The sequence below is a fragment of the Streptomyces sp. NPDC026659 genome (assembly GCF_040638245.1).
Classification (GTDB): Bacteria; Actinomycetota; Actinomycetes; order Streptomycetales; family Streptomycetaceae; genus Streptomyces.
In genome coordinates this window covers 33,240-52,100 of the sequence record NZ_JBEZXY010000017.1, presented here as the reverse complement: position 1 = coordinate 52,100, position 18,861 = coordinate 33,240, and the positions used below count along the sequence as shown (strand labels likewise).

Genomic DNA, 18,861 nt, shown 5'->3' with positions numbered 1-18,861 from the left:
AGGGAGTCGATGCGGAGCATCGGCGACCGACGACAACGCGGCGAGGTGCGGTGCCAGACGCCGCGAGCCCGGCTTGATCGACGAGACACCCCCTACGGCGTCAGCACCAGCTCCGAGCTGATCGTCTCCCACAGCGCCTCGAACCACTTCCGGGACTGGTCCACGAACGCGGTGTCGCGTGGCCCGGCCCCCCGCTCGAAGGCGAACAGCATCGCCCGGGTGCCCTCCGCGTCGTACACCACCAGACGCTCGTCGCCGACCTCGCGCTCCAGCCGGGCGAGCGTGTAGTAGGCGAACAGCGCCTCGGAGCCGCCGAGCAGATAGAGCTGGACGGGCGGAGTGAACGGCAGGGCGCGGAAGCGGACATGGACGTCCACGCCATGCGTGGTGCGCAGGGCCAGCAGGTTCTCGCGCAGCACCTGCGCCTGGGCGTTGCGCAGCGCCAGCCAGCGCCGACGCAGCACCGGGGCGCCGTGACCGGCGGCGCGGCCGTCGGCCGGGGCGGGGAAGGCGAGGTCGATGTCCCGGGAGGGCAGCAGCACCCGTACGTCGATCTTGGCCGGTTCGAGCCGCCCGGCGTGGATCTGCCGCAGCGGTTCACCGACGGCGAGCGTGAGGGAGACGGAGGTGAGACAGAGCGCGTCGATCTCGACGTGCGGGGCGGCGAAGGCTGCCGCGACGCGCGGCACGAGGGCCGCCATGGTGGGCTGCGGAGGCGCGGGTGCGCCGGGCCCGGTGGCCACGTCGTGCGGTGACCGCCGTGACCTCTTCCGGCCAGTGGTCGAGGTGTGTTCCGGGTCCACAGGAAAACGGTACAACTTCCCGCCATCTTGCGGCAGTTCACCGAAAGGTGGTTATGGGCGGCTTCCAGGCGGCTATAAGAAGAGAGAGTTGGTAGCCAACTCGGCCAACATGGCCCAGGTTTCGAGTGGTTGGCCGCCGGGCTCCCTTCCGGAGGGGAGCCGGGAGTCCGGACTGGGGACGGCCACCGAAGCGCACAGCCACAACTGAATCGGCACAGCCACAACAGAACACGGCACCGCACAGTCACAACCGAAGAACGTGTGGCGGGTCGGGATCAGGTCCCGACCGCGCCCACGCGCACTGCTCGCTACGGATGTCCAGGAAACGCCACCGGGAGAAGGGACCGCCTCAGAAGACGTCCGGGCACCACGGCCGCCCGGACGTACGGAACAGGGCGTCGGCCTCCCGGGCGGCGCCCGTTCGCTCTTCCCGGACCCGGCCGATCCCGGCGAGCCGCGCCAGCGAGCCGTCGCCGAGCCACACGGTGGCCAACTCCGAGGCGGACAGCGTGAGATCGGCGCCCGCGCCCGGCGCCGGGGTGCAGGAGGCGCCCTCGGGAGACACATCGAGGCGGTAACGGCCCCCGGCCGGACCGCCCTCGTCCAGCACGTCCAGGACGACCGTTCCGGTCCGCTCGTACGTCCGCGCCTCCAGGGCCGCCGCCACGTCCAGGAACCGTACCCACAGCCAGTCGGAGTGCCGCTCGATCTGCGCCGCGCGCTGGTCGGGCAGGAGGTGGGGCAGCACGTCGTCCGGGGAGCGGCGGCCGGACTTCACCTTGGTCACCCAGTCGATCGAGCAGAGGAACCGCCACAGGGCCGCCTCGGCCGCCGGGGTGGCACCGAGCAGCCCGTCCACGACGACGACGTACTCGGGCTGCTCACCGAGGCCCGAGTCGACCTCACAGCGGTACGTCGCCAGGCCCTCGACCTCGCCGGAGGCGGAGCGCAGCACCGCGTGGTACGGCTCCGTCCAGTCGCGGGCGAAGCGGAGGACGCCGGTACGGGCCTCCCACCACACCTCGCTCCGGTTCAGCGAGCCGGGCAGGGCGGGGCGCAGCCGCTCGTAGAAGGCGGGGCCCAGCTTGCGCACCTCGGTGCCGTCCACCAGGTCGATCCGGGCGCCGTCGGGCAGGACCGGCGGGCGCGAGTCGAGCCCGGAGCGGGTGACGTCCACGGTCCAGGCGGTGGCGTGGGTCGCGGCACCGAAGCCGTAGCGGCCGTAGATCGGGTACTCAGCGGCGATCAGGGTCGCCACGGCGTCCCCCCGCTCCTCGGCCGCCGCGAGGTCGCGGCGCATCATCTCGGTGAGCAGGCCGCGGCGGCGATGGGTCGGGCTGACGGTCACATTGGTGACGGCGTTCGACCGGACCGGCGCGCCGCCGACCGCCGTGACCTCCTGGGAGAAGGAACGGAAGGTGCCCACACAGCGGCCGCCGTCGAAGGCGCCGAGCGCGCGGCTGTTCACGAACTGCCTTCTGTTCGCCTCCAGTTGCTCAGCAGTCGGGTCCGGCCCCATCAGGAAGCCGGTGTGCATGGCGCGCTGCCATTCCTCGAACTCGTCCTCTTCGACGGGTCGGATGTCGATCATGGAGGTCACGGTAGGCGCGGGAACGGTGGCGTGTCGCCCGCATTTTCCGCGCGCGGCCCGTCCGTCCCGGTTCAGGTCAGCAGGTCGTCCACCTGCGCCTCGCCCACCCGGTAACGGCGGGCGATCTCCGCGCTGCAGCCGTCGGCGGTGCGCTGGAGGTGCTGGCGGCGGCGCGAGATCTCCTGCTCGTACCCCGTCAACCGGGCCATGGCGGCGGCGAGTTCGGCGTCCGTGCGGGCCGTGAGGTCGGACAGTTCGACCTCTCCCAGCATCTCGGCGGCCAGCCGCCCGTACTCCTCGTTGTGCGGGGTGCCCAGCGTGACGTGGCGGGCGGAGGAGCGGTGCCGGGCCGGGCCGTCGGTCAGGATCTCCGACAGCCGCTCGACCACGGAGGCGTCCGCCGGCGCGGGCACGGACGACCCGCCGCGCCGGGCCAACTCCGCCCGCAGGATGTCGATTCGGCCCTGCAGCAGGCGCCGTACATAGCTGAGGTCCGCCTCGTCGCGCTGGGCGTCGCGCCACAGGGCGCGCAGCTCCGGCAGGCTGAGCCGGGTCAGGTCGTGCTCCGGCGGCTCCACGGGCAGCGACGGGCCGGGCGGACTGTCGGCGCGCTGCGCGGGCGGCCGGCGCGTCTCCAGCCTGTCGCTGGTGCTCGGTGTGCTCATGTGGTGGTGACCGTCCCCTCGACCGGCGTGTGGGAGCATCGTGCCACCCCACGTGGCCGCTATGTGACCGACTGCCCCCGAACGGCCCTGGATGGGCGGTAATGACGGGTCCTGGGCACCCGAGCAGCGCATTTTTCCCCACCGGGCATGATGGGGGCATGCGAGCGGTGGTGCAGCGGGTGGACGGGGCGAGTGTCGTCGTGGACGGCGAGACGGTGGGTTCTCTCGACGGGGAGGGGTTGTGTGTCCTCGTCGGGGTCACCCACGAGGACACCAAGGAGAAGGCGGCTCAGCTTGCCCGCAAGCTGTGGTCCCTTCGGATGCTGTCCGACGAGAAGTCGTGCAGTGATGTGGACGCGCCGTTGCTGGTGATCAGTCAGTTCACGTTGTACGGGGATGCGCGGAAGGGGCGGCGGCCTACGTGGAACGCGGCGGCGCCGGGGGCTGTGGCGGAGCCGTTGGTGGATGAGGTGGTTTCGCAGCTGCGGGGGTTGGGGGCGACTGTGGCTACGGGGCGGTTTGGCGCCCAGATGCGGGTGTCCTTGACCAACGATGGGCCGTTCACGGTGCTGCTCGAGATGTGACGCTTGCCGCGCCTGCGGGTGCCGCTGCGCCCACCCGTGCCGCCCCAGCGGCACGACTGCCCGCAGCTGGGGTGGGGGGGCACGGCGGCGCGACTGCCCGCAGCTACGCGGCGCAGCCTTACGGCTCGACGATCGTTTCCTGGGAGGCTGCCGTGTCCCCGGCCAGGAGGGGGGCGTCGACGGGGGTGTTGCGCTTCACCAACGCCAGGGCCACCGGGCCCAGTTCGTGGTGGCGGGCCGAGGTGGTCACGGTGCCGAGTTTGCGGCCCTCGGGGCCGTCGGCGGCCAGGCGGAGTTCGGTGCCGGGCGGGGGAAGGTGGACGTCGCTGCCGTCGAGGTGGAGGAAGACGAGGCGGCGGGGGGGCTTGCCCAGGTTCTGGACTCGGGCGACGGTTTCCTGGCCGCGGTAGCAGCCCTTCTGGAGGTGGACGGCGGTGCCGATCCAGCCCAGTTCGTGGGGGATGGTGCGGTGGTCGGTCTCGAAGCCGAGGCGGGGGCGGTGCTGTTCGACGCGGAGGGCCTCGTGCGCGAGGAGGCCGGCGGCGGGGCCGGAGCGGGCGGCGAAGTCCTCCAGGCCGGCGCGCGGGAGGAAGAGGTCGCGGCCGTAGGGGGTCTCGCGGACGACGGCGCCCTCGGGGATCTCGGCGATGGAACCGGCGGGGAGGTGGACCACCGCGTAGTCGGCGGTGCGGTCGGCGACCTCGACGCGGTAGAAGAACTTCATCGACTCCAGGTAGGCGATCAGCGCCTCCTGGGTGCCCGGCTCGACGTGCGCCCAGACGGTGGTGCCGTCGTCCACCAGGTACAGCGCGTGCTCGATGTGCCCGTTGGCGGAGAGGATCAGCGCCTCGGTGGCCTCGCCGACGGGGAGGTCGCTGACGTGCTGGGTGAGCAGCAGATGCAGCCAGCTCAGCCGGTCGTCGCCGGTGACGGTGACGACGCCCCGGTGGGAGAGGTCGACGAAACCGGTGCCGTCGGCGAGGGCGCGCTGCTCGCGGAACAGGTCGCCGTAGTGGGCGGCGACGCCTTCGTCCACACCCTCGGCGGGAACGGCGCCGGGCAGGGACAGCAGGGGGCTCTTCATACGGGCCAGCCTACGACGGGGTGGTTGAACTCTTCATGGCACAGTCCCGGCAGCGGCCGAAGATCGCGAAGTGCTTCATGTCGGTGTCGAACCCGAACTGCTGCCGCAGCTTGGCGGTGAAGTCGGCGGCCACGTCCACGTCGGCCTCGATCACGTTCTCGCAGTCCCGGCACACCAGATGGAGATGGTGGTGACGGTCGGCGAGGTGGTACGTGGGCGCGCCGTGGCCGAGATGGGCGTGGCTGACCAGGCCCAGCTCCTCCAGCAGCTCCAGCGTGCGGTACACGGTGGAGATGTTGACCCCGGAGGCGGTCTTGCGGACCTCGACGAGGATGTCGTCCGGGGTCGCGTGCTCCAGGGTGTCCACGGCTTCGAGCACGAGTTGCCGCTGCGGCGTCAGCCGGTAGCCGCGCTGCCTGAGGTCGCTCTTCCAGTCGGTGCTCACCACACTGGAAGTCTAGGGCCTGCGGGCCGGGGCGCCCCGGGTTGAACAGGGCGCCCTGCGGCCGTGCGGGCCCGCGTAGAACCGGATGGGCCTACTTGAAGAACGCGATGCCGTCGTCCGGCATGTCGTCCGGCAGGGCCTTCGCCCAGCGCTCGACCTCTTCCGGGGTGACGGCCTTCTTCAGCTGGGCGGACATGTAGGGGCGCAGCTCGACCTCGGGGGTCTGCTTCTCGCCGACCCACATGAGGTCGCTCTTGACGTAGCCGTAGAGGCGCTTGCCGCCGGTGTAGGGCGGGGCCTCGGGGGTACGGGCCACGGCGTCGGTGGCCAGCTCGATCTGGGGCTTCTTGTCGGCCATCTCGCCGTACCAGATCTCGACCACGCCGTCGTCGCGGGTCAGCGTGACGGTGACCTTGCGGTCGGCGTCGATGCGCCAGAAGCCGGCCTCGGACTCCAGCGGGCGGACCTTGTTGCCCTCCTTGTCGAGGACCCAGGTGCGGGACTGGTACTCGAGGAAGTCCCGGCCGTCGTGGGTGAAGCTCACCTCCTGGCCGAAGTTGCACTTCTCCGAACCGGGGAAGTCGTGGACACCGGCGCCCACCCAGTTGCCCAGCAGAAAGGCGAGGGGGACGAGGTCCTTGTGCAGGTCAGACGGGATCTCGATCATGAGCGGCCGTTCCTGGTCGGTTCCTTGCGGCGGGTCAGCGCTGGCCCTGGTACAGCTTCTTCACGGTCAGTCCGGCGAAGGCGAGAACGCCGACGCAGACCAGGACCAGCAGCAGTTCGAAGAAGATCTCCACGGAATGTGCTCCTTGAAGCGGAAGTGGGCGTACGACAGAGCCGGGGCCAGCTTACGCGGCCGGGCCCCGGCTCTCCTGGCGAGGTGGGTTCTCAGGCGAGCAGCTCGCTCTGGAGCGTCAGGGTCTGCCAGAACGGGATGGCCGCAGCGCCGCCCCTGCGGGTCTGCGTGATCATCGCGACGGTGTCCCCCGCACCGAGGTACGCCATCCTCAGCTGTTCCTTGCCGTAGGGCTTGGCCTCGGTGAAGTCGACGCGCGAGACACCCTTCACCCGGGCCGCCGGGAAGGGCTCTTCCAGGGCGTAGGCATCGGCATCGGCGACTTGGTACCGGGGCTCCGCATATCCGGTGAACTGCCGGCCCAGCACGTCCTCGGCGACGGCGGCCGTGCCGAACTGGAACAGGTAGATCCGGGTGTGCGTGCCGTCCGGGGTGGTCCAGCCACGGGCCGCGATGTGCCGCAGGCCGTTGTCGACGAGCATCTGGCGCACGTCCGGACGGCTCTCCTCGGTGTACGGCGCCAGGAGGTCCTTCATCGTCACCCAGCCGTCGTCGCCCTTCAGCGCGGGGTCCGAAGTGGCACCGCGCGGCGCGGGCAGCACCAGGGCGCGCAGATCGGCGTAGTGCGCGCCCGCCTTGTTCGAGGCGGCGAGCGGGCCGGGGCTGCCCGACGGCAGCGGGGGCCTGACCAGCTCCGGGTAGTCCCAGCGGCCGTCGGAGCGGGTGGCGAGTCCGGGTACGTCGGTACGGTCCATGAGGGTGATCCCGTACGCCGTGCCGGTCCCGACCGCCGCGAACACGACGACGGCGGCCACCCAGCGGAGGGCCGCACGCAGGCGGGGGCGGGGGGTGACGGTCCTGGCGGGGCGGCCCGGCGCCTGCTGCCGCTCGGCCCGCTCGTCGGTGGTCGGCAGGGTCTGCTGGTCGGTCATACGGCCTCACCCGGGTCCTTGATGCGGTCGAACTGGGCGCGGATCATCTCCGCGGCCGCCTTGCGGTCGAGCGGGGCGGCGCCGTGAACCCAGGCGAAGACGTCCACGTCACCGACGTGGCCGGTGCACAGCATCGACTCGATGCCGCCGTGGAGCCCGCCCGGGGGCAGGAAGCACGCGGCGTCGCGCTCGTGGCCCTTGATCGCGGGGCCCTTCCGGAAGATCTTCAGGGCGTCACCGAGGGCGGCGGCCGAGCGGGAGGGATGCGCCCGCTGGGTGAGCACGACCTGCAGGGTGAAGACGGGGTCACCGCCGTCCGGGTCCGCACCGCTCACGTAGGTGCGCATCGCCATGCCCTTGAGCGGGTCCTTCTCGTACCGCTCCTCCATCAGCCGCCGCTCCGAGCGGGGCAGGTCCTGGTACGACCGCTTCCGCAGCTCCTCCGCCTGCCGCCCGGACAGCGCCACGTCCGCCCCGAACTCGTCCGTGTCCGGCCCGCGCCCGTACGTCTCCCCGTACGGCAGCAGCATCCCCCGCAGTCCGCCCGGCTCCGCCGCGGCCTTCTCCTCGACGGCCCCGGGGAACCGCCACACGGGCTCCCCGGCCTCACGGTCCGCTCCGCCGACGACGACAGCCGTGACGGTCACGCCCGCAAGGGTGACGAGGGCGAGGGCGGTGGCACCGAGGACGCGCCCGAGACGGCGGGGCCGGGTTCCCTCCGGGGTGGCGGAAGAGGTGGGCGTGTCGCCCTCCGGCGGCCGAGGGGTCGCCTCGGAGTCCTCGGGGGCTTCCGACGCTTGCCCGGCACCCCCCGCGCCCACCCCGGGCACCTCCAGGCCGCTCGGCTCCGGGGTCGCCGGGGCCTCCCTGGTGCTTGGTACGCCCGCGTCGGGCGTCTCCCGGAGCTCCGCGCTCTCCGAGCCGGACATCGTCTCCTTCTCCTCGTTCACAGCCGCTCCATCTGCCGCTTGGCCAGGTCCTGGATCAGGGTCGCGGGGACCGGCTTCGTGTCGTAGACCCAGATCTCCATGGCGATGTCGCCGCGCCAGGCGTGGGCCTCTGCCTCGTAGACCGAGACGCCGTACTCGGTCGCGGGGCGGTCGTGGACGTAGGAGATGCCGTCGCCCGTGCCGGGGACGGGCCAACTACGGGTGTGGGCTTCCCGCTCGGCCCAGTAGCGTCCCTCTTCGGCCGAGGCGGCGGCGCTCTTGGCCTCCTCCTGGCGGTACTGGACCAGACGGATCTCCACCGAGCGCTGTCCCTGCAGCCAGCCGGTGGTGGCGGCGCGGCGGAACTGGTCCTGGACCAGCGTCTCGAAGGCCGCCTTCGGCTCACCGAACTCGCCCGCGTAGGCGGTCAGGCTCAGCCAGCCGTCCGCGCTCACCACCTCCGCATCGTCGCGGGCGCCCGCCGGCTTGGGCAGCAGCAGTCGGCGCAGGTCGCCGTTCACCTTGACCTGGCGGTCCCGCGCGGCGGACAGCGGCTCGGGGGCCTCACCCCGGGACTGCGCGAGCTTCGGCTGCGACAGAGAGGGCAGCTCACCGGGCTCACGGGCGGCCTGGACCAGATAGCCCGCACACGTCCCGGCGATCAGCCCGAGCGCGACGGCACAGGTCAGAAGCCGGGCGGTACGGCGCCGAGGACGAGGCTCCACGGCCCCCTCGGGTCCACAGACCGGTCTTTCGGATACGTCCAACGCGTCCCCTCCCAGAACGGGAAGCGCGGATTCCGTCACCCACGCCTCACAGGAGACTCATGACATGTCCATGGAGTTGCAGGCAACCGGATTACGCTTCAGTCATGGCGAAGAAGCTCGTGATCAAGGTGACCGCGGGGGCCGACGCCCCCGAACGCTGCTCCCAGGCTTTCACCGTGGCGGCCGTGGCCGTCGCCAGTGGGGTCGAGGTGTCGTTGTGGCTCACCGGGGAGTCGGCGTGGTTCGCGCTGCCGGGGCGGGCCGCCGAGTTCGAACTGCCGCATGCCGCGCCGCTGCCGGAGCTGCTGGACGGGATTCTCGCGGGGGGCCGCGTCACGCTGTGCACGCAGTGCGCCGCCCGCCGGGACATCACGGAGAAGGACGTGCTGGAGGGCGTACGCATCGCGGGCGCGCAGGTCTTCGTGCAGGAGGTCATGGCCGAGGACACGCAGGCCCTCGTCTACTGATCACGTGCCTGCCAGAATCGGCGGATGCTGAGGCTGGGGACGATCGTGATGGGGGCCGCCGACGTGCGGCGGGCCGCGGAGTTCTGGGGCAGCGCGCTGGGATACGTCCCGCGTGACGGAGAAGTGTCCGACGACTGGACGGTACTGGTCCCCGCCGACGGCTCCGGCCCCGGCATCGCCCTGGACCGCAGCACCACCCCCGTACAGCCCCACCCGAGGGTCCACCTCGACCTCTACGCCGCCGACGCCGCCGAGCAGGAGGCGGAGATCGCCCGCCTGCTCTCCCTGGGCGCCGTACGCGTCGACTGGGACAGCTACCCCGAGGACCCCGACTTCGTCGTCCTCGCCGACCCCGAAGGCAACCGCTTCTGCGTCATCGACGCGGCCCACGGCCAGAACCCGCAGGACGCCAACCCGCAGGCGACCTAGGGCTTCGGCCCCTTCTTCTTGCCGTCCAGTTCGTCCCACCACTCGTCGGACTGGGGGTCGCCGGAGGGCGAGTCCCACCAGCGGTCCTCGGGGCCGCGCCGGTTGGCGACCATCGCGGCCACCGGGGGGATCACCATGGCGAACAGGCACATGCCGACGGCCGCCGGGACGGACCAGATGCGGACGACCGCCCAGGCCAGGACGAAGATGACGACGCAGACCCCCATCATCACGAAGTACCAGCGCCGCCGCCGTGCGTACATGAGTCCAGGGTAGGACCGGAACGCCCGAAGGGCCGCGCTCCGGGTGTCCAACCCGTGGAGCGCGGCCCTTCGGAGCCGTCACAGTGAGCCCTCGTTCCGCTCAGACCGCGATCGCGACCTCCGCGAGGCCGCCCCGCTGGGCGACGACCGTGCGGTCGGCGGTGCCGCCGGGCACCAGGGCGCGGACGGTCCAGGTGCCCTCGGCCGCGTAGAAGCGGAACTGACCCGTGGCGGAGGTGGGGACCTCCGCGGTGAACTCGCCCGTCGAGTCCAGCAGGCGGACGTAGCCCGTCACCGGCTCGCCGTCACGTGTCACCTGCCCCTGGATCGTGGTCTCACCGGGCTTGATCGTCGAGGCGTCCGGGCCGCCGGCCTTCGCTCCGCACATGTCTTTCTCCGTAAGGGGTCTGACCGGAAGGCCGGTCGGGTCGGACTTGCAGGGGGACTTACTTGTTCGCGCCCAGCTCGATCGGCACGCCGACCAGCGAGCCGTACTCGGTCCAGGAGCCGTCGTAGTTCCTGACGTTCTCGACGCCGAGCAGCTCGTGCAGCACGAACCAGGTCAGGGCCGAGCGCTCGCCGATGCGGCAGTAGGCGATGGTGTCCTTGGCGAGGTCCACGGCCTCGGCCGCGTACAGCGCCTTCAGCTCCTCGTCGGACTTGAAGGTGCCGTCGTCGTTGGCGTTCTTGGACCACGGGATGTTGCGCGCGCTGGGCACGTGGCCCGGGCGCTGCGACTGCTCCTGCGGCAGGTGGGCCGGGGCGAGCAGCTTGCCGGAGAACTCGTCGGGCGAGCGCACGTCGACCAGGTTCTGCGTGCCGATGGCCGCCACCACGTCGTCACGGAAGGCGCGCAGCGCGAGGTTCTGCGGCTTGGCCCGGTACTCCGTCTTGGCGCGCTCGGGCACCTCGTCCCCGGCGACCAGCTCGCGGGCGTCCAGCTCCCACTTCTTGCGGCCGCCGTCGAGGAGCCTGACGTTCTCGTGGCCGTAGAGCTTGAAGTACCAGTAGGCGTACGAGGCGAACCAGTTGTTGTTGCCGCCGTAGAGGATCACCGTCGTGTCGTTGGCGATGCCCTTGTCCGACAGGAGCTTCTCGAAGCCCTCCTGGTCGATGAAGTCGCGGCGGACCGGGTCCTGGAGGTCCTTGGTCCAGTCGATGCGGATCGCGTTCTTGATGTGGTTCTTGTCGTACGCGGACGTGTCCTCGTCCACCTCGACGATGGCGATGGACGGGTCGTCCAGGTGCTCCTGCACCCAGTCGGCCTCGACCAGTACGTCGCTGCGGCTCATGCTCTTTCTCCTCCGGGGCAGTCACGGTGGCGTGCGGTGAGAGGGGTGCGCGCGCACGGGGGTACGACGGCGCACGGATGCCCTACCAGCAGGGCGGCCGGGAAATGCGGAAGCGCGCGGACTTCCGCTCAGAAGGGGCGACAGAGCATGGCGGCAACGCGGCACAGGTCAACTGCCCGCCGCTTGGTGAGATCCGCCTGTCGCTTCATGCCGTCGATCGTAAGGAGGTCCGGGCGGGCATGTCACCGCCATGTCGGATATTGAGACGCGATCGTCCGCATGCCGGAAGGAAGGGGAAATACAGAAGCGCCCGGCGCCCGGTTCCGGGCACACGGGCGCTCGCGAGCGTTCGTCATATCTACGGTACGGACACCGGCGTCTCGCCAGTCGGACGGCCGGGGTGGCGGGCGGCGCGCACCGCCTGCCACCTACCCCGCCCGCCCCGCTCTCATCCGCCCAGCTTGACGTCGGTTCCCTTCACCGTGATCCGCAGCCCGTCCGGGGTGGCCCGCACCTGGTCCAGCTTCACCCCGCCGGGCAGCCGGTCGATGGCCTGGCGGAAGTCGGTGACGGAGCGGATCTTGCTCTCCGCGATGCTGAGGGCACCGAGCTGCGGCAGCCCGTCCGCCGTGATCTTCAGCTGGTCGCCCTCCACCGCGAGGGAGCTCTTCAGATAGACCGGCTTGGGCAGCACGGAGACCTTGAAGGCCACCTTCAGCTTGCCGTCGCCGCCGTAGGACAGGCCCGCCACCTGGGCGGTGAAGACACCGAGATCGGTCGGCTCGGTCTTCGCGGCCTTCATCAGCTCGTCGTAGGAGATCGTCGCGGTGCCGGTCGCCCGGGCGGCGGTGGCGGAGCTGTAGTCGCCGGAGAAGCGGACGTCCTGCATGTCGGCGCGGAGGTCGTCGATGCGGATCGAGGCACCGTTGCCCGCGGCGGGCGTGGTGAAGCCCTTGATCCCGATCTCCACGTCGTCCAGGGAACCCCCGGCCACCTGGGTCAGGAACGGGAATCCCTTGATGTCCACGTCCGGTGTCTGCGACAGGTTCTCCCGCGCCTTCACCTTGTCCGCGACCTCGCCCTGGGCGAAGTGCACCGCCACCCGGTCCGCGATGACGAACAGCCCGCCCAGAATCACGACGAGAACGATGAGTATTCGCAGGGCACGCATGTTTTCCCCAGGAGTCGGCAGACGCTTCGGCGCCGTCACCGTAGCCCGCGCGGCCCTGTCCCCGGCGCATTGTCGATCACCTGTGACAGGGCCGCGCGGGACTGCGGCTTTTCGCGTGGTTCCCGCCCTCCCTTTTCGGAAACACGGGCCGGAAATCGCCGTAGGAGCGTGCCGTGGAGGGCGTGCCGTGGGGGATTAACCCAGCGCCCGTCCGAGGACCCAGACCACTGGCCCGGCGGCCGCCAGCGGGAGGGCGACGCCCGCGGTGAAGTGGACGAAGCGGGAGGGGTAGTCGTAACTGGCGGCGCGGTGGCCGATCAGCGCGCAGACGGCGGCCGCGGCGCCCAGGGCGGCGCCGTTGGCGCCGAGACCGTTCATGCCGCCGACGGCGTAGCCCGCGCCCGCGGCGGCGAGCAGGGAGATCACCACGGAGACCGGGATCGGCAGCGGCAGCGCGCGGACCACGGCGGCGACCGCGACGGCCGCAGCGCCGACCGAGACCGCGTCGGCGGTGGCGCCCAGGTAGCCGGTGGCGAGGATCGTGAGGGCCGAGGAGGCGACGGTCGCCATCAGGCCGTACATCCGCTCGTCCGGCGAGGCGTGCGAGCGGAGCTGGAGGACGAGGGAGAGGATCACCCAGACGGCGAGCGGGCCGATGATCGCGGCGGGCGCGTGGTCGCGGCCCGCGGCCAGCACCGCCACGTCCGCGACGAGCCCGCCGAGGAACGCCAGCGCGATGCCCTGCCGGGCGGGCCACATGCCGTTGAGCCGGAACCAGCCCGCCGCCGTCACCGCCTGGAGCACCACCAGCGGCACGACCAGGGCGTACGAGCCGAGCGGCGCCGCGACCGCGAGCAGCGCCCCGAGCACGGCGGTGAGCAGCGCGGGCTGCATCCCGGGCTCGATGATCGGGGAGCGGCCCTCCAGGCGGGCCCGCTGCGCGTCGGTGACGCGGGCGTTCCCGGCGACGGTGGCGGGACCGTAACCGGCGCCGGCCTCCGGGGCGACGGCCTGCGGGGCCTCCGGGGCCTGCTGCGGCTCGGGCACCGGCTGCGGGCGCGTCCCGGTCGCCATCGGCTGGTACGGCTGCTGGGGCGCCTGGGCCTGCTGGTACGGCTGGTACGCCGCCTGCTGCGGGTACGGCTGCGGCTGCGCCTGCGCGGGGTCGTACGCCTGGTACGGCTGCTGGGCCTGCTGCGGCTGCTGCGGGTACCCCGCCCCGGCCGTCCCGGTCTCGGGGAGCTGCGCGTGGTTCCGGGTGTCCCAGGTGGGCCCCTCCCACTGCTGGGTCCGCTCGGGGTCGTACCCGGTGTAGGGGTCGTACTGATCGCTGCTCAACGCCTCATCCTCCTGCGAACGGCGGGAGCACCTCGACCGTGCCGCCCTCGGCCAGCCGTACCGTCTCATGCGCGCGTGTCCCGACGGGATCGCCGTCGACGAGGAAGGCGCACCGGCGCAGTACGGTCGCCAGCTCGCCGGGGTGGCGCTCGCGCACGGCGGCCAGCGCCTCGGCGAGTGTGGCCGCGTCGTACGGCTCGTCGGCGACGCCTGCCGCGGCCTTGGCCGCCGCCCAGTAGCGCACCGTGACCTGGGGCATCTCGTTCCTCAATCGACGGTCAGGAAAGAAAAAATCAAGACGGTGATGCTCAGGCTAGTGCGTCCGGGCGCGGACCCACTCCCCGATCCGGGCCAGCAGGGCGTCGTCCGCAGCGTGCTCGGCGTGGCCCATGCCCGGCTCCAGCCAGAGTTCGCCGTGGTCACCGGCCGCCTCGGCGAGCATCCGGGGGTGGTCCAGCGGGAAGTAGGCGTCGCTGTCGCCGTGCACGACCAGCAGCGGGACGGGGGCGATCCGGGCGGCGGCCTCGACCGGGGAGAGCGGGACGGGGCTCCAGTCGCGGTGGTGGATACGGGTGTGGAAGCCGTAGCGGCCGACCAGGCGGCCGGTCGGCCGGGTGACCAGCCAGTGCAGACGGCGCATGGGGGCGGTTCCCCGGTAGTACCAGCGGGCGGGCGCGCTGACCGAGACCACCGCGTCCACCGCGCCGGGGTGCAGCGCCGCGTGACGCAGCACCACCGAGCCGCCCATGGAGAAGCCGACGGTCACCACGCGCGCGTGCCCGAAGCCGCGCGCCCACGCCACGGCCGCCGCGAGGTCCAGGACCTCCTTGTCGCCGACGGTGGAACAGCCCCCGGAGGCGCCGTGACCGCGGAAGGAGAAGGTGACGACGGCGCCGTACGCGGCGAGGGCCGACGCGATCCGCCGCACGTGCGGACGGTCGGCGTCGCCGGTGAAGCCGTGGGCGACGACGAAGACGACGTCGGAGGTGCCCGCCGTGTCGTGAGGCGTGTCGTGATCGGTGGATTCCGTTGCCGATCCGCTGCCCGGAAGCATTTCGTATACGGTCGCGCCCGGTTCGTATACGGAATCGATCGGAATTCCGTCGTCCGTGCGCAGAAACGTCCGGATAGGGGCACGTCTGCCTGTCTCGGAATTCGGACGAACGGTGGAACGTGCCGCATGACCTGCCGGACGGTTGCTCATGTGGGCTATTCTGCTGGGCAGAGGACTCGGGCAGCGCAGCCCCCGGGTCCTTTTGTGCTTTCGGTAGCGTTGTATACGAAGCGGGAGACCGCCGGGTGTACGGGGCCCCGGGATCGCAGAGCAGTTCCGCATCGCACACGTCCTCGCAGGGACCGAGGAGGAACCAGACGTATGAGTTCTCTGCTGCTCCTGACCAACGCCCTCCAGCCGTCGACGGAGGTGCTCCCCGCCCTCGGCCTGCTGCTGCACAACGTGCGCGTGGCCCCGGCGGAGGGACCGGCCCTGGTCGACACCCCGGGCGCCGACGTCATCCTCGTCGACGGCCGCCGCGACCTCCCCCAGGTGCGCAGCCTGTGTCAGCTGCTGCGCTCCACCGGGCCCGGCTGTCCGCTCGTCCTGGTCGTCACCGAGGGCGGCCTCGCGGCCGTCACCGCCGACTGGGGCATCGACGACGTCCTGCTCGACACGGCGGGCCCCGCCGAGGTCGAGGCGCGCATCCGGCTCGCCCAGGGCCGCCAGCAGCTCGTCCACGACGACTCCCCCATGGAGATCCGCAACGGCGACCTCTCCGTGGACGAGGCCACCTACTCCGCCAAGCTCAAGGGCCGGGTCCTGGACCTGACCTTCAAGGAGTTCGAGCTGCTCAAGTACCTCGCGCAGCACCCGGGCCGCGTCTTCACCCGCGCCCAGCTGCTCCAGGAGGTCTGGGGCTACGACTACTTCGGCGGCACCCGCACCGTGGACGTGCACGTACGGCGGCTGCGGGCCAAGCTCGGCGTCGAGCACGAGTCGCTGATCGGCACCGTGCGCAACGTGGGCTACCGCTTCGTCACCCCGGAGAAGGGCGAGCGGGGCGGCGAGGAGGCCAAGGCCAAGCGGGAGCGGAGCGCGGCGGCCGACTCGGAGAGCCCGGCGGAGATCCCGGCGGACGCCTGAGCGGCGGCGCGCGGCGCACGTCGTCCCGGCCGCGAGCCGCGCTGTACGGCGCGCGTGAGCGGCACGGTGAGCGGGGCGCGGTCCCCTGCATGCCGGCCCGGGATCCCTTACGGGCCGACCCGCAGGGGGCCGCGAACGGAGCCGTGCGCCACGCGCGCGCCGCCTCGCCGTCGCCGCGCGGCCCAGCCGGTCCAGCCGGTCCAGGTCCGTGATCCCCGATCCCGGCGGCGGCGTGAGCCGGAGCGCGAGCCGAGCCGGGGCCACGTCCGCGCCCCGCCGCACGGCCCCGTGCGAGACGGGCCCATTGGTCCCCGCGGACCCGCACCCGTGCCCCCGGTGGGCCGGCACCCCGTGACCCCGCGGACCGGCACCATGCGATCCCCCATGCACGCCCCCGCATGCCCATGCATGAAGCCGCCCCCCACCGGGTAGACCCCCCGCACGTCCGACCTCGCACCGCCCGGCCCCCGGCCGCCCCCGGACGCCGCGTATCCAGCGCGTTTTCGCCCTGCCCAGAGCGGGTCAATCCGCGTAGACTCCGCGCGTGGCGAAGGTGACTCGGGATGATGTGGCACGGCTGGCGGGGACCTCGACGGCCGTCGTCAGTTATGTCATCAACAACGGACCCCGGCCGGTCGCCCCGGCCACGCGCGAGCGTGTCCTCGCGGCGATCAAGGAGCTGGGGTACCGCCCCGACCGGGTCGCCCAGGCGATGGCCTCGCGCCGTACCGACCTCATAGGGCTGATCATCCCGGACGCCCGCCAGCCCTTCTTCGGGGAGATGGCGCACGCGGTCGAACAGGCCGCCTCCGAGCGCGGAAAGATGGTCCTGGTCGGCAACACCGACTACATCGCCGAGCGCGAGGTCCACTATCTGCGGGCCTTCCTCGGCATGCGGGTCTCCGGCCTGATCCTGGTCTCCCACGCGCTGAACGACCAGGCGGCGGCCGAGATCGACGCCTGGGACGCCCGCGTGGTGCTGCTGCACGAGCGCCCCGAGGCCATCGACGACGTGGCCGTGGTGACGGACGACCTCGGCGGCGCCCAGCTCGCCGTGCGCCACCTCCTGGAGCACGGGTACGAGTACGTGGCCTGCATGGGCGGCACCGCCGACACCCCGGCGGTCGGCGACCCGGTCTCCGACCACGTAGAGGGCTGGAAGCGCGCCATGGACGAGGCGGGCCTGCCCACCGAGGGCCGCCTCTTCGAGGCGCCGTACAACCGCTACGACGCCTACCGCGTGGCCCTCGGCATCCTCTCCGGGCCGAAGCGGCCGCCCGCGATCTTCTGCTCCACCGACGACCAGGCCATCGGCGTGCTGCGCGCCGCGCGCGAGCTGCGGCTCGACGTGCCCGGCGAGCTGGCGGTGGCCGGGTTCGACGACATCAAGGAGGCGGCGCTCGCCGACCCGCCCCTGACCACCGTCGCCTCCGACCGGCCCGCGATGGCCCGCATGGCCGTCGACCTGGTCCTGGACGACGGGCTGCGCCTCGCCGGTTCGCGCCGCGAGCGCCTGAAGACCTTCCCCTCGCGCCTCCAGATCCGCCAGAGCTGCGGCTGCGCGCGCCGGGACGGCTGACCGCTCCCCCACGTTCCGACCGGTCCCACCAGCACTCTCATCCGGCTCTCATCGGCAGCTGAGCGGGCCTCTCATGAAGGAGGACCCAGCTTCTGCCCGGGTTCTCAGGGAGGGCTCAGGAAGCTCTCATGGTCGCGGGACATGCTCTTCACATGACCGACGAGAGCACGCGCCGCAGCGGCGCCGACGGGTACGGAGACCCCGAGGGGTACGAGCACCCTCACGGGTACGGGAACCACCCCTACGGGTCCGACACCCCGCCGGCCGCCGCCCACGCCGCTCCCGCCCCGTGGCAGTCCCCGCCGCCGTACGCGCCGGGTCCGGCTCCGGAGGGGAAGCGGGCGCGGGGCCCGATCGCACTCCTCGCGGCGGTCGCGCTGGTCGCGGCCGCGGTCGGCGGCGGCACCGCCTACGCCTTCCAGGAGCTGGCGGGCCACTCCGACTCCGCCTCGGCGGACACGGGCACCCCCGTGGTGGCCGCGGGCAAGAAGGGCACGGTGGCCGCCGTGGCGGCGGCCGTCAGCCCCAGCGTGGTCCAGGTGGACGCCACCCTCCAGGACGGCTCCTCCACCGGCTCCGGCGTCGTCGTCACCAGCGGCGGCGAGATCATCACCAACAACCACGTGATCTCCGGCGCCTCCTCGGTCACGGTCCGCACCAGCGACGGCAAGAGCTACGCCGCCGAGGTGACCGGCACCGACAGCTCCAAGGACCTGGCACTGCTGAAGGTCTCCGGCGCCTCCGGCCTCAAGGCCGCGACGCTGGGCGACTCCTCCGGCGTCCGGGTCGGCGACACGGTCGTCGCCATCGGCTCCCCCGAGGGGCTGAGCGGCACCGTGACCAGCGGCATCGTCTCGGCCCTCGACCGCGACGTGACCGTGTCGACCGACGAGGGCCAGGGACAGGGCCAGGGCCAGGGCGGGCTGCAGGGCGGGGACGGCGACTGGCCGTTCCGGTTCGGCGGCCGTGAGTTCAACGGCGACACCGGCTCGTCCACGACCACCTACAAGGCGATCCAGACCGACGCCTCGCTCAACCCCGGCAACTCCGGCGGCGCCCTCTTCGACGCCTCCGGCCGCGTCATCGGCATCAACTCCGCGATGTACTCGTCGAGTTCGCAGGCTTCCTCGTCCTCGGACGCGGGCAGCATCGGCCTCGGCTTCGCGATCCCGGTGAACACCGTCAAGTCCGACCTCGCCAAGCTGCGGGCGGGCTCGACGGACTAGGGGCCTGTCTTCCGGAAGACCTCCGGTACGGCCCTGGGCAAGCGCACCACCGAACAGCAGGGAGCACGTCATGATCACGTACACCATGCACCAGACCCGTGTCACCGGCCCCGCCGACGTCACCCTGGCCCTGGAGGTGGCGCACGAGCTGCACGCCCCCGCCCCGGCTCCCCGCCTCCCCGAGCTGCCCTCCCCCGCGCCCCAGCTGATGGGCCTGCGCACCTCCGCCGACCGCCCGCACCGCCGCAAGGTGCCGCTGAACCGTCTCACCGCCCTCAACCGGCTGACCCCGGCCGGCGTCTGACCCCGGCAACCACGCCGGAAGCCCGAAACGTGCGAGGCTGAGAAGCGCCCCGA

The 18,861-nt window shown here is 72.1% G+C and carries 24 protein-coding genes; 7 read left to right on the top strand and 17 right to left on the bottom strand.

From position 1 onward, the window contains the following. Nucleotides 1-92: 92 nt before the first annotated feature. From AB0E91_RS30710 to AB0E91_RS30700, 3 genes are all read right to left on the bottom strand, one after another. Nucleotides 93-818 carry a hypothetical protein gene (locus AB0E91_RS30710; protein WP_361788564.1) on the bottom strand — a complete coding sequence of 242 codons (726 nt, stop codon included), beginning with the start codon at nucleotides 816-818 and terminating at the stop codon, nucleotides 93-95. A 334-nt stretch (nucleotides 819-1,152) separates the two neighbouring features. Continuing rightward, nucleotides 1,153-2,394 carry a GNAT family N-acetyltransferase gene (locus AB0E91_RS30705; protein ID WP_361788562.1) on the bottom strand — a complete coding sequence of 414 codons (1,242 nt, stop codon included), beginning with the start codon at nucleotides 2,392-2,394 and terminating at the stop codon, nucleotides 1,153-1,155. A gap of 71 nt (nucleotides 2,395-2,465) precedes the next feature. Further along, the gene (locus AB0E91_RS30700; RefSeq protein WP_361788560.1) at nucleotides 2,466-3,059 is read right to left on the bottom strand and encodes an aerial mycelium formation protein; all 594 of its coding nucleotides are present in this window, start codon (nucleotides 3,057-3,059) and stop codon (nucleotides 2,466-2,468) included. Between the two features lie 158 nt (nucleotides 3,060-3,217). Here AB0E91_RS30700 and dtd point away from each other — a divergent pair, with 158 nt between their 5' ends. Further along, nucleotides 3,218-3,643: a D-aminoacyl-tRNA deacylase gene (dtd, locus tag AB0E91_RS30695; protein WP_361788558.1), complete on the top strand. Its 426-nt coding sequence runs from the start codon at nucleotides 3,218-3,220 to the stop codon at nucleotides 3,641-3,643. Nucleotides 3,644-3,761: 118 nt separating this feature from the next. Here the strand turns inward: dtd and AB0E91_RS30690 are convergent, their stop codons facing one another. The 6 genes from AB0E91_RS30690 to AB0E91_RS30665 all read right to left on the bottom strand — a co-directional run bounded on the left by AB0E91_RS30690 (nucleotide 3,762) and on the right by AB0E91_RS30665 (nucleotide 8,557). Continuing rightward, nucleotides 3,762-4,727 carry a folate-binding protein gene (locus AB0E91_RS30690; protein WP_361788556.1) on the bottom strand — a complete coding sequence of 322 codons (966 nt, stop codon included), beginning with the start codon at nucleotides 4,725-4,727 and terminating at the stop codon, nucleotides 3,762-3,764. Nucleotides 4,728-4,737: 10 nt separating this feature from the next. Then, a complete protein-coding gene (locus AB0E91_RS30685; RefSeq protein WP_361788554.1) occupies nucleotides 4,738-5,175 on the bottom strand; it encodes a Fur family transcriptional regulator in 438 nt (145 codons plus the stop codon). Between the two features lie 88 nt (nucleotides 5,176-5,263). Continuing rightward, nucleotides 5,264-5,839, bottom strand: a complete 576-nt coding sequence (locus AB0E91_RS30680) for an FABP family protein (protein WP_361788552.1) — start codon at nucleotides 5,837-5,839, stop codon at nucleotides 5,264-5,266. Between the two features lie 224 nt (nucleotides 5,840-6,063). Next, on the bottom strand, nucleotides 6,064-6,903 hold the full coding sequence (locus AB0E91_RS30675) for a hypothetical protein (RefSeq protein ID WP_361788550.1): 840 nt from the start codon (nucleotides 6,901-6,903) through the stop codon (nucleotides 6,064-6,066). Further along, nucleotides 6,900-7,853 carry a hypothetical protein gene (locus AB0E91_RS30670; RefSeq protein ID WP_361788548.1) on the bottom strand — a complete coding sequence of 318 codons (954 nt, stop codon included), beginning with the start codon at nucleotides 7,851-7,853 and terminating at the stop codon, nucleotides 6,900-6,902. The genes AB0E91_RS30675 and AB0E91_RS30670 overlap by 4 nt, the downstream gene beginning before the upstream one ends. After that, complete coding sequence (locus AB0E91_RS30665) at nucleotides 7,850-8,557, bottom strand: hypothetical protein (RefSeq protein ID WP_361788546.1); 708 nt, start codon at nucleotides 8,555-8,557, stop codon at nucleotides 7,850-7,852. Before AB0E91_RS30665 ends, AB0E91_RS30670 begins: the two co-directional genes overlap by 4 nt. Before the next feature lie 146 nt (nucleotides 8,558-8,703). Here AB0E91_RS30665 and AB0E91_RS30660 point away from each other — a divergent pair, with 146 nt between their 5' ends. Further along, nucleotides 8,704-9,066 carry a DsrE family protein gene (locus tag AB0E91_RS30660; RefSeq protein ID WP_361788544.1) on the top strand — a complete coding sequence of 121 codons (363 nt, stop codon included), beginning with the start codon at nucleotides 8,704-8,706 and terminating at the stop codon, nucleotides 9,064-9,066. Between the two features lie 24 nt (nucleotides 9,067-9,090). Beyond that, the gene (locus AB0E91_RS30655) at nucleotides 9,091-9,495 is read left to right on the top strand and encodes a VOC family protein (RefSeq protein WP_361788542.1); all 405 of its coding nucleotides are present in this window, start codon (nucleotides 9,091-9,093) and stop codon (nucleotides 9,493-9,495) included. On the opposite strand, the gene AB0E91_RS30650 is transcribed toward AB0E91_RS30655, so the two are convergent. The 8 genes from AB0E91_RS30650 to AB0E91_RS30615 form a co-directional block, all read right to left on the bottom strand. Next, nucleotides 9,492-9,758 carry a DUF3099 domain-containing protein gene (locus AB0E91_RS30650; protein WP_361788540.1) on the bottom strand — a complete coding sequence of 89 codons (267 nt, stop codon included), beginning with the start codon at nucleotides 9,756-9,758 and terminating at the stop codon, nucleotides 9,492-9,494. The genes AB0E91_RS30655 and AB0E91_RS30650 overlap by 4 nt on opposite strands. Nucleotides 9,759-9,858: 100 nt before the next feature. Further along, complete coding sequence (locus AB0E91_RS30645) at nucleotides 9,859-10,146, bottom strand: DUF1416 domain-containing protein (RefSeq protein ID WP_361788538.1); 288 nt, start codon at nucleotides 10,144-10,146, stop codon at nucleotides 9,859-9,861. A 58-nt stretch (nucleotides 10,147-10,204) separates the two neighbouring features. Beyond that, the gene (locus AB0E91_RS30640) at nucleotides 10,205-11,050 is read right to left on the bottom strand and encodes a sulfurtransferase (RefSeq protein WP_361788536.1); all 846 of its coding nucleotides are present in this window, start codon (nucleotides 11,048-11,050) and stop codon (nucleotides 10,205-10,207) included. A gap of 128 nt (nucleotides 11,051-11,178) precedes the next feature. Beyond that, nucleotides 11,179-11,259 (bottom strand): Ms5788A family Cys-rich leader peptide, encoded by an 81-nt coding sequence (locus AB0E91_RS30635; RefSeq protein ID WP_350751515.1) that lies wholly within the window; start codon nucleotides 11,257-11,259, stop codon nucleotides 11,179-11,181. Between the two features lie 239 nt (nucleotides 11,260-11,498). Continuing rightward, nucleotides 11,499-12,221, bottom strand: a complete 723-nt coding sequence (locus tag AB0E91_RS30630) for a DUF2993 domain-containing protein (protein WP_361788534.1) — start codon at nucleotides 12,219-12,221, stop codon at nucleotides 11,499-11,501. 195 nt (nucleotides 12,222-12,416) lie between these two features. Beyond that, complete coding sequence (locus AB0E91_RS30625) at nucleotides 12,417-13,559, bottom strand: hypothetical protein (RefSeq protein WP_361788532.1); 1,143 nt, start codon at nucleotides 13,557-13,559, stop codon at nucleotides 12,417-12,419. Between the two features lie 4 nt (nucleotides 13,560-13,563). After that, entirely contained in the window at nucleotides 13,564-13,818 is a 255-nt protein-coding gene (locus AB0E91_RS30620; protein ID WP_361788530.1) for a MoaD/ThiS family protein, read from the bottom strand. A 54-nt stretch (nucleotides 13,819-13,872) separates the two neighbouring features. Then, nucleotides 13,873-14,763 carry an alpha/beta fold hydrolase gene (locus AB0E91_RS30615; RefSeq protein WP_361788528.1) on the bottom strand — a complete coding sequence of 297 codons (891 nt, stop codon included), beginning with the start codon at nucleotides 14,761-14,763 and terminating at the stop codon, nucleotides 13,873-13,875. Between the two features lie 171 nt (nucleotides 14,764-14,934). Between AB0E91_RS30615 and AB0E91_RS30610 the strand changes: the two genes are divergently transcribed. The 4 genes from AB0E91_RS30610 to AB0E91_RS30595 all read left to right on the top strand — a co-directional run bounded on the left by AB0E91_RS30610 (nucleotide 14,935) and on the right by AB0E91_RS30595 (nucleotide 18,808). Continuing rightward, entirely contained in the window at nucleotides 14,935-15,699 is a 765-nt protein-coding gene (locus tag AB0E91_RS30610) for a response regulator transcription factor (protein WP_361788526.1), read from the top strand. Between the two features lie 544 nt (nucleotides 15,700-16,243). Further along, complete coding sequence (locus AB0E91_RS30605; RefSeq protein WP_361788524.1) at nucleotides 16,244-17,278, top strand: LacI family DNA-binding transcriptional regulator; 1,035 nt, start codon at nucleotides 16,244-16,246, stop codon at nucleotides 17,276-17,278. A gap of 152 nt (nucleotides 17,279-17,430) precedes the next feature. Then, entirely contained in the window at nucleotides 17,431-18,504 is a 1,074-nt protein-coding gene (locus AB0E91_RS30600; protein ID WP_361788522.1) for a trypsin-like peptidase domain-containing protein, read from the top strand. A 70-nt stretch (nucleotides 18,505-18,574) separates the two neighbouring features. Further along, nucleotides 18,575-18,808 (top strand): hypothetical protein, encoded by a 234-nt coding sequence (locus tag AB0E91_RS30595; protein ID WP_161179381.1) that lies wholly within the window; start codon nucleotides 18,575-18,577, stop codon nucleotides 18,806-18,808. Nucleotides 18,809-18,861: the final 53 nt, after the last annotated feature.